Annotated in this window: 11 protein-coding genes and 1 pseudogene; 9 read left to right on the top strand and 3 right to left on the bottom strand. The window is 48.2% G+C overall.

Annotated elements, in window-relative coordinates; translation table 11 throughout:
• Window positions 1-69: 69 nt before the first annotated feature.
• Window positions 70-1,731: an HAD family acid phosphatase gene (locus M3P05_RS15415; RefSeq protein ID WP_249700842.1), complete on the top strand. Its 1,662-nt coding sequence runs from the start codon at window positions 70-72 to the stop codon at window positions 1,729-1,731.
• A gap of 31 nt (window positions 1,732-1,762) precedes the next feature.
• Window positions 1,763-3,640 carry an ammonium transporter gene (gene amt / locus M3P05_RS15410; RefSeq protein ID WP_249700840.1) on the top strand — a complete coding sequence of 626 codons (1,878 nt, stop codon included), beginning with the start codon at window positions 1,763-1,765 and terminating at the stop codon, window positions 3,638-3,640.
• Window positions 3,641-3,663: 23 nt separating this feature from the next.
• On the opposite strand, the gene M3P05_RS15405 is transcribed toward amt, so the two are convergent.
• Window positions 3,664-4,881, bottom strand: a complete 1,218-nt coding sequence (locus tag M3P05_RS15405; RefSeq protein ID WP_249700839.1) for a cytochrome P450 — start codon at window positions 4,879-4,881, stop codon at window positions 3,664-3,666.
• A 256-nt stretch (window positions 4,882-5,137) separates the two neighbouring features.
• On the opposite strand from M3P05_RS15405, the gene M3P05_RS15400 reads away from it, so the two are divergent.
• Complete coding sequence (locus M3P05_RS15400) at window positions 5,138-5,329, top strand: hypothetical protein (protein ID WP_249700837.1); 192 nt, start codon at window positions 5,138-5,140, stop codon at window positions 5,327-5,329.
• Between the two features lie 105 nt (window positions 5,330-5,434).
• On the opposite strand, the gene M3P05_RS15395 is transcribed toward M3P05_RS15400, so the two are convergent.
• A complete protein-coding gene (locus M3P05_RS15395; protein WP_249700835.1) occupies window positions 5,435-5,992 on the bottom strand; it encodes a hypothetical protein in 558 nt (185 codons plus the stop codon).
• 199 nt (window positions 5,993-6,191) lie between these two features.
• Here M3P05_RS15395 and M3P05_RS15390 point away from each other — a divergent pair, with 199 nt between their 5' ends.
• The 4 genes from M3P05_RS15390 (at window position 6,192) to M3P05_RS15375 (ending at window position 11,788) form a co-directional block, all read left to right on the top strand.
• Window positions 6,192-6,791, top strand: a complete 600-nt coding sequence (locus M3P05_RS15390; protein ID WP_249700833.1) for a Yip1 family protein — start codon at window positions 6,192-6,194, stop codon at window positions 6,789-6,791.
• A 103-nt stretch (window positions 6,792-6,894) separates the two neighbouring features.
• Window positions 6,895-8,157 (top strand): hypothetical protein, encoded by a 1,263-nt coding sequence (locus M3P05_RS15385; RefSeq protein ID WP_249700831.1) that lies wholly within the window; start codon window positions 6,895-6,897, stop codon window positions 8,155-8,157.
• A 17-nt stretch (window positions 8,158-8,174) separates the two neighbouring features.
• Complete coding sequence (locus tag M3P05_RS15380) at window positions 8,175-8,900, top strand: condensin complex protein MksE (protein WP_249700829.1); 726 nt, start codon at window positions 8,175-8,177, stop codon at window positions 8,898-8,900.
• Window positions 8,897-11,788, top strand: a complete 2,892-nt coding sequence (locus tag M3P05_RS15375) for an AAA family ATPase (protein WP_249700826.1) — start codon at window positions 8,897-8,899, stop codon at window positions 11,786-11,788. The genes M3P05_RS15380 and M3P05_RS15375 overlap by 4 nt, the downstream gene beginning before the upstream one ends.
• 113 nt (window positions 11,789-11,901) lie before the next feature.
• On the opposite strand, the gene M3P05_RS15370 is transcribed toward M3P05_RS15375, so the two are convergent.
• On the bottom strand, window positions 11,902-13,167 hold the full coding sequence (locus M3P05_RS15370) for a uracil-xanthine permease family protein (protein ID WP_249700824.1): 1,266 nt from the start codon (window positions 13,165-13,167) through the stop codon (window positions 11,902-11,904).
• A gap of 418 nt (window positions 13,168-13,585) precedes the next feature.
• Between M3P05_RS15370 and M3P05_RS15365 the strand changes: the two genes are divergently transcribed.
• Both M3P05_RS15365 and M3P05_RS15360 read left to right on the top strand, forming a co-directional pair.
• Window positions 13,586-14,284 carry a hypothetical protein gene (locus M3P05_RS15365; protein WP_249700823.1) on the top strand — a complete coding sequence of 233 codons (699 nt, stop codon included), beginning with the start codon at window positions 13,586-13,588 and terminating at the stop codon, window positions 14,282-14,284.
• 55 nt (window positions 14,285-14,339) lie between these two features.
• Window positions 14,340-14,490, top strand: a pseudogene (locus M3P05_RS15360) (transposase); the annotation flags it as partial.
• Window positions 14,491-14,505 lie beyond the last annotated feature (15 nt).

The raw sequence follows: 14,505 nt of genomic DNA, 5'->3' as shown, positions 1-14,505 counted from the left end.
TTTTCTGCACCTTCGTCCATCCCTGTCTAGGCTTTATCGCTCCCTGAAGTGCTATGGAACCTCAATAATATGCGTTGGACAAAAGTCTGGCTGGTCCTGGCTTGTGTGCTTGTTACAGCACCTGCATTTAATTCACTTTGCTACGGCAAGGCGAAAGAATGGAAGGATCTTTATGACGAAATGGTGCTGGCCTTTCTTTGGCATCAGAGTGCCGATGAAAGCAAAGCTTTATCCTGGCAGACATTCAATATGGCCAGGGATATTCTTGATGAACAGCTGCGCCTTAAGCCCGATAACGGTAAGAAGCCGATTCTGGTTACAGATATTGATGACACCCTGACAGATTCATCATCCTACTTTGCAGGGTTTCTGGGCACTAACGATGGTCTGAACGAAAAAAGAGATTATATCTGGTGGGATGAGCAGCCTTCTGCCCCCAAGGCCGGTGCATTGGCCTTTCTGCGCTATGCCGTTAATAAAGGTGTAGAACCTTTTTACCTGACTGGACGCACGGCTGATCCAAAAGTTGAGCAATACACCCACAGTTTTCTTCAGCGATTAGGGGTTCCCGGTGCTGACCCCAATCACATCAAGATCAGCAATGGCATCAAGAAAGATCAGTTTATCCGGGATATTGTCGGCGAAAGTAACCAGCTTCTGCTAACCGTCGGGGACAAGTTCAGTGACCTGGGGGTCGAATCTTCAAATAAAACAGACCATCAACTGCAATGGCTGCAGGAGCATCCAAGCCAGCCGGGAATAACGACACTGCTACAGGCCAACCCTGTTGGCGGAACATGGGATTGCTTATCCCATAATGTCTGCCCGCACAGCCCCGACCAGGAGTATGAGCTGCGTCAGCAACAGCGAAAACAAATGGCTGGAGATTATGTCCCGTCACAGGACGTTCTTACACCAAGCCCGCTTTTCTCGGGGAACCAGATGGGCCAGATTCTGAAGTGGCAGACTGAATCCTCTGAACATGCTTTTATCTCCCGGCAGGTTTTTAACCGTGCAGGCCTTTACTGGAAAAACAGGAAGGCCGAGAAAGGCGAAGCCATCGTTATTGATATTGACGGTACGCTTATTGACCTGGCTCCCTTCACTGCCATGGTTCTGCTTTGGAATACCGGTAAGAAAGGAATCAATCTGTTCCACCATTGGGCGAAATCCAGTCCATCTCAACGTGCCATGCCTGGAGCCCGGGAATATCTTGAACTGGTTAAAAGCGCTGGCGGTGAAATTTTCTATGTGACCGCTCGCTCTACTATTGATGAACATGGCAAAGATATGCGCAAACCTTTGCTGGATTCTCTTGAACGGGCAGGCGTTCCTCTTCCAGCGGATAAAAATCACCTGCTGATGAAAGGTGATTTCTGCATCAGGGAAAACTGCAGCAAAGCAGCACGTTTTGAAAATATCCGAATGGGGATAGTGTCTGGTGCTCCCGTCAATATCGTTCAGCTGCTAGGGGATACCCTGCAGGATATCGAGCTTGTGGGAGAAGATCTTGAAACTGCAGCCAATGCAGAATCCACGGGCGTTCTTGCAGATCTAGGCCGCAGCCGGTTCCTGTTGCCGAATCCTATTTATATTCGTGGCTGGCTGTTCCGCCTTTACCAAAAGTGGTACGGCGATAACTGGCATGAAGAGATTGACTCCGAAACACTTCAGGCAGGTGTTTTGAAAAAAATTCAGCGCTGGAATCCCGGCGTCTCTATTCTTGAATAAATAACCATCTTCTGAGCCAGGGAAGGCTTACATGAACACAGTCGACACATTATGGATGCTGTTCTGTATCTTCACGCTTCTATTTATGCAGGTTGGATTCTGTTGTCTGGAAGCCGGTTATGTCCGCAGCAAGAACAATATAAATGTTGTTATCAAAAACTCGGTTGATCTCGCACTGACCCTGCTGATTTTTGCACTCTTTGGCTATGGACTGATGTTTGGCTCATCCCAGTTTGGTTTAATCGGTTCTCCTGTTTCTCCTTTATCTTCTGCCAGCCCTCTCTCAGGGCAAGACTATCAATCAATTATTCAGCTGGTCTTTTTCTCCCTGTTCTGCGCGACAGCCGTCACTATTGTTTCGGGAGCGGCTGCCGAACGAATTTCTTTCTACGGATACCTGGCATTTTCACTATTTATTGGCGGACTGATCTTTCCCATTGTTGGCCATTGGGCATGGTTTGATAACGGTGACAGTGCCGGCTGGTTGAAACAGCTTGGTTTTATTGATTTTGCCGGTGCCACAGTTGTGCACTCTCTTGGTGGTTGGGCAGCTCTGGCTATGACGCTTTACCTGGGACCAAGAAATGGCCGCTTTGAAGACTATGAGAAAAGCATTCATCCACTAACAGGCAAGGAAGAAGCTTCACCTTTTCAGCCCGAAAACGTACCACTGATCGCCATAGGCACCCTTTTGCTGTGGGTAGCCTGGCTTGGTTTTAATGGTGGCAGTGAGCTGGCACTTACGGACAGAGTACCGCAGATTATTCTCAACACTCTGCTGGCAGGGTCTTCTGCCACTGTCGCTATTCTGCCGATATTCTTTTTCAAAAAGAAAAAACCAAATGTTCTGACGATGATGAACAGTGGTTTAACCGGCCTTGTCGCGAGCACCGCCGTCTGCAACCTTATGACTCCCCTGCAATCCATGATACTGGGCTCTGTCGCAGGAATAGTGTTCGTCTATTTTAACCAGCTTCTGGAAAATATGAGGCTTGACGATACTGTCGGCGCTATCCCTGTTCACCTTGGAGGAGGAGTTCTTGGAACTGTTTCTGTAGCTTTTGTTCTTCCTGATGCTTCCAGCAGCTGGCTTTCCAATTTTGCTGTGCAAATGATTGGCATCAGTGCAACGTTCGTAGCAACCTTTTCCTTATGCTGGGTGTTCCTTATTGCGACAGGTAGACTGATAGCTTATCGGGTCAGCAGGGAAGCAGAAGCTATCGGTCTGAATGTTTCAGAACATGATGCACGAACCCCTATGGTTGATGTGCTAGCACAAATGAGCCGACATGCGGTTCAAAGCGATTTCAGCGTCCCTATCCCGGTATCTTCACACTCAGAGGCGGGCCATATTGCTTCGTTTTATAACACTCTATTGAAAAAAATGAACTTTGCTGAAGAGCAAAAGCTCCGTAAGGAGAAACTTCTAACAACAAATAAGCAGCAGGACCCCCTAACAAAAGTTCAACACCGCAGCAGCTGGATGAAAGAGCTGGCCATGGCTTTGTTTGAAAATTCCCAGGGACGACTGTTTGCAGCTGCTCTTGTCGATATCAATGGTTTTCGCCAAGTAAACAATGAATTTGGCACCACCGCAGGAGATAACCTGTTACTTCATTTAAGCAGTAACCTCCAGGCGTTACTGGGATCTGAGTTATCTATCGGCCGTATAGAAAACGATCGTTTTGGCTTAATTTTCCCGGATATGAATGACAATCAGGTTGAAGCGACCATGGAACGTGTGAGCGATGAAATTAATGCCACACCATGCTTTTTCAGTGACAAGAAAATTGAATTTACCATTCGCTATGCTTCAGCTGCTCCCCAGTCAGAAGAGCAGGCAGGCCATATGCTGGAGAGACTTCTTATCGAGCTTGAGAAGAAAAAAAAACCTGACAACAACAGCTGATTACCCCTGCACATTCAGGCTTTTTAACAAATTAACGGTAATGCATGAAACCCTTTAAACATGAGGGTTTCAGCTTTCTTATAAGGCTCTGGTTCTTCTGCAAACCTAAGGTCCGGGGCTCGTTCCGCTAACGCTTTCAGCGCAATCTGCATTTCCAGCCGTGCAAGATTAGCTCCCACACAAACATGTGGCCCACTGGCAAAAGAGACATGCCTGATATGTTTTCGTGTGATATCAAATTCTTCAGGGTTTGGGTTAACTTCCGGATCATGATTAGCTGGCCCTAACCCAACAGCGATAAAGCTTCCTTTAGTTATCTGAACACCTTCAAACTCCAAGTCTTCACCAGCTTTACGCATGGTAAACGGAACAGATGAATCATAACGCAAAATCTCTTCACTGGCCGATGGAGCCAGCTCCGGATTTTCAACCAGCAACTGCCATTGATCAGGATGCTTGAGTAACTGGTAAACACCATTGGCAAGCAGGTCAACCGTTGTCACATGCCCGGCAGCAACGATCAGGTTGGCCATGGCCGCCATTTCTTTCAGGCTGGAGTCACCGTTGCGAATATTTTCCGCCAGCTCACTTAAGAGATCATGTTCCGGAGTTTCACAACGTTCTTCCAACAGCTGAGTAAGCAGCTTTCTATTCCCCATCAGTGCAGCCGTTGATTCAGCTGTTTCGGCAACACTGAGTTTTTCCAGACTCTGCCCAAAGAACCTGACTGACAACTGGGTACGCCTGCGATAACCATCTCTTCGTTTGTCTGGAATATTGAACAGTTCACAGATCACTTCTGTGGGGTATGGCTCGGAAAGCTCACTGACAAAGTCCATGCCTCCATTAGATAAACAAGGATCAAGCAGCTTAAGAAACTGGTTGGCGATATCTGGCTCCCATACCGGCAAACGATCGCGAGCCATAACATGAGAGACCATAGATCTCAACCGGGTATGCTCTGGAGGATCCATCCCGATCATCGACTTGGTAATACCGCTGGTTATCTCACTAACCTGTCTAGCATTTTCCTCGCCATAGCGAATATTGCCCAGACCATCACGGTTAGAGCTGATATTGGGATGGCGCAAAATCTGGTTCACAATATCAGCTCCGGTAGCCACCCAGTTTTTTTGCACCGGATCGTAGAAAAGAGGCCCCATATCTCTCAATTTTTCATAGAGCTGAACAGGATTTTTCAGCTGGTCCGGAGTTAACAAGGATTCTGGAGATATCACCATAGATACAATCTTTTGAACAACACTAAACAAAAGTTACCAGATTCACGGGGACTACCTACCACTTTCAATCAAAAGTTTGATTTCAGCTAAGAAATATAGCAGTCACAAAACATACACTTTTTGTTCAGTTTCTCTGCAGTACACAGGTCTTATGTTCTCCAACTCCATTCTCACCATGACGAGAAATAAAAAGAACAGACGGAAACCATCATTCCCCAAAGGCCTTTGGATTTTTTTGTTGGTTGCAGTCTCCCTGATGGGTGTACGACTAACTAAAATTGATGCAGGTTTGCTCTCCAAGATCCGTAGTTTTGCTTCATCGACTGCTGATAAGGCCCATGCTGTCTGGTTGTTTGATTACCAGACTGATCTTGATGCACACCCTATTGAGGGAGTTGAAAGCATGTTTATATTGTCAGCGAACCAGACCTTCTTTACCGGTTTGTAAAACCACAAGGCTAAAAAAATCCCCGATATGTCATGATGAGTATCGTGAGATATCGGGGCTGGTACGATCCCAGTAGCGACAAGGACAACCGCCAGGTTGTTTGCTTCAGGCGACCTGTTTGATCTCTTTCTCCCGCAGATGCCATCCCCCTTCAAAGGGTGATTCTCCGGTTGGTGACTCGCCGGTATGACTTGCTTCGCGGTGCATGGCTGACATCATCCGGGTTACCATCTGCTCCTGTTCTGAATCGACATCAACTATCAATACGCTTTTGCCTGCAGAGAGCTGATCATGGTAAGGAGCCAAACGCCAGTTATCGTGACTGGCACCGATTAACCCTCCAACCCAGGTACTGAAACCAAGCATAATAAGTGTGACAAATCCTGTCACGATAAAGCCCACTTCCAAGTGGCCGAGCCATGTACTTAGTAAAAAGGCTGTGCAAGCCGCCACCAGTATTCCAAATAGAAAGCCTCTAAGTGCCGAATGCACCATATCGTTGTCGTGGAAGTACCCCATACCATTTAAATGTCTCTTATCCAGCGATAGCTGGCTGTTATGGGCAACATGAAGATTCCTGTGTTCTATCCCCATTTCCTCAAGATCTGCGCAGGCGTGTTGTAAGTCGTCTAAATAGTCGAACATATAGTGGTGCTGCTTCATGGTACCTCCTACACAGATATTCTTATTCGGTAAATAGAAAACCAATACTTATACACTAGAATAATTTTGTATAAGTTATTTGGCGGGCATAGATCTGTTCAGAATATAAAAATATCGATCTATAGCGCCCATAGCCTTTTGCCTCTACTCCAGCGGATTTGGACTATTTTTGAGGCCTTGCAGCTATATGGAGGTACTTATGTTGCATCACATTCTTGGCTTGCTGTCCCACCCCCACAGCGAATGGGACAAAATCAATGGCGAGATTCGGGATCGCGGTCACGACTATATCTGGCACCTGCTAATTCTTGCGGCTATTCCAGGTGTTGCTTCATTAATTGGAGCGACTCATGTGGGGTGGTCACTAACCGGCCTTGACCCCATCCGCCTGACTGTCGGAAGCGCTCTGGCTATGAGCCTGATTTCTTATCTGGCTATTATTGGCGCAGTGATAACCATGGGCATGTTTACCCACTGGATGGCAAAAACTTTTGGGACAGCTCCGTCCTACCAACGCTGCATTATGTTTGCCGCCTATGTCGCCACACCTCTTTATCTGTGTGGACTGATGGCACTGTACCCTTCCCTGCCACTGACACTGTTCGGAATTCTGGCTGGAATAGCATATGCGGTTTATCTGCTCTACATTGGCATGCCGCATATCATGGGTATCTCCTTTGAACGGGGTTTTATGTTTGCCACGTCTCTCGTCTGTGCCGGGCTGGTACTTCTGGTAGTTATGAAAGTTGCCTCGGCCATGGCCTGGCAGATCGGCTTCGGCCCGGTTTTTATGCATTGAACCGGCAGACAAATGGTTCTATAAACCGTGACTTCTGCGGTTTATAGCCCTGACGAACTCTGCTAACTTACCCATTTATTTTCACGAACAAAATGGATGACTAGTGGAGTACGTCAGGAAGTTTCTCCGTACCCTTCTCAGCCATATCGACCTTATCAGTGCCCTGCATAATCAATACGGTTCCCTGAGCTTCTCCTCACGGGAATTTATGGATCTTGCGCGCACCATTCATTTAAACGAATCAAGTGATGACGATAACGGCGGTGAGCTGACCGACTTATTTACCCGACTGTGCCAGCAGGAACTCTTGATTCCGGTTGCCCGCGCAGAGAACCAGTATGACTTGAATCCCACCATACTGGATATTATTGAACTGATTACCGACCAGCAGCAGCTGGGTCTTTCTGCCAGCCTGAAAGCCAAGATAGACGACTTGCACCGTCTGACTCATCTTCTGGGAAATGGGTTGGCAGCCAGAGACAGCTACTTGGTTGGCCGCTATACCAGTCAGCTGGACAGACGATTCCGGGATGTGCATCGTGAGCTGCAACAGAATGAGCAGGCCATTATGCGCATCATTGAAGATGCAAAAAACTCCAGCCGCGATATACCCCTGAAAACCCGCTACAGTCTGGCCTTGGATGCCTGGAATAATTATGTCCGTCCGGCAGCAGATATGCTTGATGTGCAGGGCGACTATGAACGCACCCTGAAAAGCATTGAGCATCAGCTGCTCGACCATATGGAACAGGCCCGTCACACCATCGGCTTTGAAGGCATTGCCCGCCTGGAGAAACTGAATTATCGACTGCTGGACCTGCGCTCGGCCCTGCGTCGCAGTATTGATCGCTGCAGCAGACTGCTGGAGCCTATCTATCGCCGATTCCAGCAGAATTCATCATTAACCCGTGGTGCTTCCATTGCTATCGCAGAAATGCGACGCAATAAGTTTAAATATGCCTGCTCTCCAAATGGAGTTGAGCTGATTGGACGTTCCCGCCCAAGCCTGACCGATTCTGATAACTCTCTGATCGCTTATCTGAGTGAACTGTCGGTACTGGAATCTCCACACTTCGATATTCCTGAGGCGTCAGAGGATTCAGGTCCAGAGCCTGTCACCTACTCCATGGTGGAAGAAGCCGCGCTGTCCTTCCTTCCCATTCAAGACTGCCTGGACTGGCTGATTCAGCAATACCCCCAACTGGACACCCGGCAACTGCTGGAGTTTATGACCCGGCTGACTAATGAGAGTGAAATATTGGCAGGTGAAGTTGTTGCTGAAGAGGCGCGTCAGTATGAAACCGACACTCACTTGATTACCATGCAGCGGCGGACTCTGGCCCGCAAAGAAGCTGCGAATACCTAATAAAAGAAAATACCGTAATGAATAACTACCCCGATACTGCTGAATTTCAGCAGCAACAGATGCCAGAGACAACGGACACATCAGAAATCATGGAAAGTTATCAGGAACCAGCGATAACCGGCCCATTAATTCTGGACGAAACTCTGGCAGAGAAACTGCCTCACAGTCACCAGATTTACACCCGTCTGAGGGAAGGGGTACATCTCTCTGTCGACAGTCCGGATCAGTTCCCGCTCTACAAAGAGCTGGAACAACATCGTGACAGCTACACAGCACTGTTTAGCTTGCTGGGTTATGAGCTGATTTATCACCCGGATGGTTTCTTTTACTTTACCTATCCGGACAGCACCACCAGCCAGTCACTGACTATGAGCCGCAAGGTGGCTCTGCTGATTTTCACCCTGATAGATTTTCTACAAGATAATAATTACGACCCGGCCGCCACCATCACCGGTGAGAAAATTGCCCTTCAGCTTCTGGACGACACACGGCGTCATTTTGCTGATCTTTACCAGCAGGCAGAACTGTCATCCTATGACTCTGTCTCCAACCTTTTAGAGTGGATGGCTCGCCGCGGAATGTGTCTGATCACTGATGAAGACCATATCCGTTTTTTAAAACCCATCAATAGATTCCTGGCCGCCGCGGAACAGGTTACAGCTGATGCCGAACAAGCTCAGGAAATGAACCAAGAGCAGGCGCAGAAACAAGCTGATGAAGCCGTCATGGAGGACGAAGAATGAGTGATACGGCTTCAAGCCCAATGACAGCCCGCCATGGTATGTCGCAGCTCTACCTGATCCAGTCAGGAACCTACGCCTGGGGCGAACTACCTCTGGATGGTTCAGTGTCATTCTTTGGTTCCAACAACCGGGGAAAGTCTACGGCAATTAACGCCCTGCAGTTTTTCTTTCTGCCCAATATGATGGGCAGCCGGTTTGAGAAGTATTCCAAGGATGTCACCCGCAAGTTTTATTTCCCCTATGACAACAGCTACATCCTGACCCAGATCACCACATCCAGTGGTCCATGGGTGCTCGGCATTGTCGGCAAGGGAGCAGCCAGCGGCCACCGCTACCAGCATTTTGTCTATCGTGGCCAGTTCAATAAATGGCATTTCTTTGATGAACGCACGCCGCTGAAGTTTGCCGATGTGCGACAGCGCATCGCCATGACCGGTGAAAAGGTCACTTTGCTCGACGCCAAAGATGTAGAAGTCCTGATCAGCGGCGGCCATGGCGAAGTTCTGAAAAAAACCAAAGCCAATCTCGGACTGGTTCCTGTTGGGGGTATTCGTCGCTACCAGGTTTTCAAAAACCTGTTTGTCAGCCTGATCACCCAGTCAGAAATTAATGCAGGGATGATCAAACAATCCCTGCTGGATGTTTTCTCACCACAGCTTTCAGCGAATGATATGGCGCAGGGCGCCATTAACTTCCACCAGAAAAAGGAAGAGGTTTTCGCCGAATATGAACGTTTGAAGCGGGAGTTTGATGCTCTTGGTGCGTCATCATCCGATGTTGAAGCCCTGCGACAATCCAGCCTGCGCAGAGAGAAGGCTGCGGGAATGGTATTTGCGCTACAGAACGGCATCGAAAAGGACTATCACCAGTGGAATGATGATATTAAAACCCGCCTTAATGAACTGGGGCAGGTTCTCGCTTCAGCCCAGCAGACAGCCAATGAGCTGAAACAGAGAGAACAGCAGGCCAGACATACCCGCGACCAGAAAAACCGAGAAGAAGCCCGATATATCGAGCGTATTAACCAGCATGAAAAGAGCGCCCGGTCTTTCACCGAACTGGGCGAGATGTACGACATTAACAGTGTTAATGCCGATATTGAGCAGCTGCGGACAAAAGAGGAAAAACTCAGCGGACAGTTGGGTGTAGCCAGCCTCGGCGGTAGTGAGGACTCCCTGCGCAAGGAGATGACACGACAGGAACAGCGTATAGAAAAGCTGGAAGCAGCCATGACGGCTGACGAAACCCTGGCGGCTCTGCTCTCCCGTCACTTCTCCGAGTATGAACTTCTTCAGCTGGGCAAGCTGATGAATGAAGGCCTGTTGATGTTGCCGGTCACAGATGATCACCCGGTTCTTGATCTTGATAATGAACAGCACCTGGTAGAAGAGACCAGACTGTTACTCTCCCGCATAAAAGACAATACCTTTGAGGGAGAAGGCTATCGCATCCATCTTGCAGAGCTGCCACAACCCAGAGGTCTGGTTCAAAACAAGCAGGATCTGCAACAGCAACTTGAAGAAGAAGAGTTGCGCCTGAATGAACTCGATCAGCGACTCAGTGCCCTGCTGGATCATCAGGAAATCAAGGAAGAACTCAAGCAGATTCGTGGTACCATCACCCGCAGGGAAGGAGAAGTTGCTGACTGGAAGCGCTGGCAGGAGAGCATTCCAGAATATGAAAGCTGGGTTCAGCACCGAGCAGAGCTCAAGGAGGAGATTCAGCTGCTGGAGGAGGTTATTGCAGACCTGCGCGAACAGCAGGAACAGCTCAGTCGGGACAACGAGCAGCAACGGGATGAGTTTTCCCGAAAAAACCAGCTGAAGAAACAGGTTAGCAATCAATGGTCACAGTTGAAAAATCCTGGTGACGGCTGGCCAAACCTTATCAAGCCTTCCGAAGATTTCAGCAAGCGCGAGCTGGAAGACCGTATTTCCCTGTACCGGGAGCAGTGGCAGATTGCCCATGATGCCACCCTGAAGATGCAGTCTCTCTATGCCAATATCCGTTTGCGCGGATACCGGGCCGCTGAATCGGAACCAACGGAAGAAGCGGCATGGCGCAAAGTGCTGGAAGACTGGGAAGCCCGTCCCGAAGCTGAACAAATGCTGATGAATCATCGTAAAACAGCAATACTGCAGCTTTCCAGCGTTCTGAATGATTTTCTGCAGGACTTCCTTCGCCTGGAGCGGGAAGTGAATGGCTTCAACCGTTCCATTTCACGCCGCAAGGTTTCCAACCTGAAACAGTTCCGGATTCACCTGCAGCCGGTGCAGGAAATCTATGATGCTATCCGCTATATCGTAGACACGGGCCAACTCCTGGAAGAAACCCAGCCCGGATTAACATTCGATGCGCCGGCTCTTAATAACAGCATTGATGAAGATAAAGCCATGGCTTCAACCCGGATTATTGCCAGCCGAATCAGCGAATCGCTGAGTCTGGCAGATATCTTCACCGTTTCTTTCGAAGTTGAAGATGCCAACGGCGAGCTGAAGCGTTATGACAAAATCGACGATGCTGGTTCTACAGGTACCCGCAGCACCCTGAAGCTACTGACCCTGATGTATCTGATCCGCCATATGATGGACAAAAAACAGGCCATGAATCAGCGACTGCTGTTTACTATTGATGAAATTGCCAGTGTCGACTCAGCCAATGCCCGTCAGCTTCTGGAAAGTGCTGAAGCGTTGGGTTTCACCCCTCTACTGACATCTGTTTATGCCGTGGATCTGGCCCGTTATGGCATTGATGTTGTAAAGGCCCATACCGGTATCAAACGACTGCAGGCTCTTGTTGTTAATCAGGACAACTGGATTACTTTGGAGAGGAAGATAACTGGTCATGACGCAGCTATTGAGCAAAAGCAGACTATCGAATCTGCCTGAGCCTTCAGGAGTACTGATATCCGGCGAGAAATGTCTCGCCGGAATTATCTTTGGTCGATCAGGGCAGCAAAAATAATTAGTTGAATATTGCTGCACAAACCATCAGGAATATATTAGGACACTTCTCTGGAACTGTAATGATCCTCACCCTCTGCATGAGGAAGAACAAGGTTCAGAATAACAGCAGTAATCGCACACAGGCTGACACCTTTCAGGGTCAGTCCAAAGATATCCAGGGACAGGTTACCCAGACCAAATACCAGTACCAGAGCCACAATCACAAGGTTACGCGGAATGCTCAGATCCACCCGGGCCTTGATCAGGGTATTCAGACCTACAACTGCAATAGAACCAAACAACAGCACCATAATTCCTCCCATAACCGGGGTAGGAATGGTCGCGAGCAGACCACCAACCTTGCCGATAAAGGCAACCACGACAGCTGTGACTGCAGCCCAGGTCATAATGGCCGGGTTGAAAGACTTGGTCAGCATAACCGCACCCGTCACTTCAGAGTATGTGGTGTTTGGTGGGCCACCCAGAAGTGAAGCGAAAGATGTTGCCAGACCGTCACCCAGCAGAGTTCTGTGCAGTCCAGGTTTTTTCAGATAGTCCTTACCGGTGACCGAGCTGATCGCCAGCATATCGCCAATATGCTCAATCGCTGGAGCGATTGCGACCGGGATCATGTACAGAATCGCATTGGCATTAAATTCCGGGAATGTGAAATCCGGAACGGCCAGCCAAGGGCTTGCTGCCACGCTGGAGAAATCGACAACTCCCATAAACAGAGCTGTGATGTAACCTATTACAATGCCACACAAAATCGGGATCAGCTTGATAATGCCGCCAGCAAATACAGCCGCCCCCAAGGTTGCCATCAGAGAGATAGATGCCAGGACAAGTGAAGTATCCGGATCAATGGACTTGTTTGCTTCGCCAGTCGCCATACTGATAGCAACAGGTGCAAGACCAAGACCGATCACCATAATTACCGGCCCAACAACCACAGGCGGGAACAGGCGGTAGAGAATACCGCTGCCGCGAACCTTCACAACAACACTGAGAATAACGTACAGGAAGCCCGCAGCCATCATGCCACCCATAGTGGCTGGCAGTCCCCATTCAGCAATACCAAAGGTGATGGGAGCAATAAACGCAAAGGAGGACGCGAGAAAGACAGGAACCATACGGCCGGTAACCAGTTGAAAAATCAAGGTTCCGACACCAGCAGTAAAGAAGGCAACGTTAGCATTCAGACCGGTCAGCAATGGGACCAGAACAAGAGCACCAAAGGCGACAAACAACATTTGTCCACCCATCAGTGCTTGTTGTACCGGCGATAAATCCGGCACAGCGGAGGAGTTCGTTTGAGACATTATCCCATTTTCCCTTTTTTTCGAGCGATTTTAGCGAGCTTTCATATATTAGGAAATGGGACAGGGAGCCAAAGAAACGGCTCCCCTTTACTGCAGACACACAGCATATAGATTCGTAGCGCCACAGGATATATAAATCCCAACCAGGAAATCAGCAGTAGAAAGCGCTGAAATACGTTGCGGTAGACGCGTTTTTAACTGGGAGCGAACTATACAGATGGCACCTGAATGACGCAACTGCTGTTGACCACAAAATTTGTAAAGATAATTTTCAGGTGATGCAGGTCAATTTTAGACCTCAAGTACCAAATGGAAGGTTTTTCGGTGCAAAACGCCTCTTGCTTGATCTCTGTTTGTTGTATCAGAAAAGAATCTATGGAAGATACAGTGATCAATTTTTGCATCACTGGTGAAGATTTTGCCCGCCGCCCTTTCAAAAGCACTCCGGATAATCACTTACAGCCTTCTGACAACATGTTCACTATCAACTTTGGCATCAAGTGCTCCTATTAACCCTCTTGATGAGCCAGATCAGTGGCAATTACTGAGTTACTCCAGCATTCCTGCAAACACCGTTAGTTTTGATGATGCATCTATGCAGATAGCTGTCTCCGGTTCTGCCAGCCCAATTATCTTCCCCCTGTCATCCCCGACATATATTGATGAAATTACGTTATCTGTTTCGTTTCAGGGCCAGCTTGAGCTTGGCAAGCACCAACAGGGAAGCCCCAAAGCCGATGACTTTATGCTTCGTCTTGGTCTGGTTTATGAAGGTGAAAAAAGGCTGAATATGTTCGAGTATGCTGTCGCACCAGGTTGGATTAAAACTCTATTTAACCTGGCTCCAGAAGATACCGGTGTTTCATATATTGATTTCAAAAGCATCTATTCAGATCCGGTTATAGCGGGAGTAGACAGGCTTCACCCCAATTCTGAATATATGCATGAACATTTTATTGCCGCACAACCACAAGAGAATGAAACGTTATCTCTAAATATTGTTCCCGATCAGAACAAACGGATTTTGGGAATCTGGTTGAGCTGTGACGGAGATAATACTGGTTCGACTTATATCGTTAACCTGAAAGAACTAAGCCTGATTCCAAGGAAAGAATAAGGGAAAACCAAAAAACACGAAAATCTGCCAAAAAGCAGATAGATGAAATCAAATTTTCACTGATATTGCCGGATCGTTCAGCAAAAATGTACTCTGGAGCCGAAGCTATTTCGCCAGTACATGCAGTGGGGTACCCTCTTACTGCGATTAAGCAATACATTAAGCAGCAGAGTCTCACCCTTAACAAACATGTTGGCCTTTACTAAAACGATTCCGCCGCA

The organism is Parendozoicomonas callyspongiae, from assembly GCF_023502345.1.
GTDB classification, from domain to species: Bacteria; Pseudomonadota; Gammaproteobacteria; order Pseudomonadales; family Endozoicomonadaceae; genus Sansalvadorimonas; species Sansalvadorimonas callyspongiae.
This window is presented reverse-complemented; position numbering and strand designations above follow the sequence as displayed.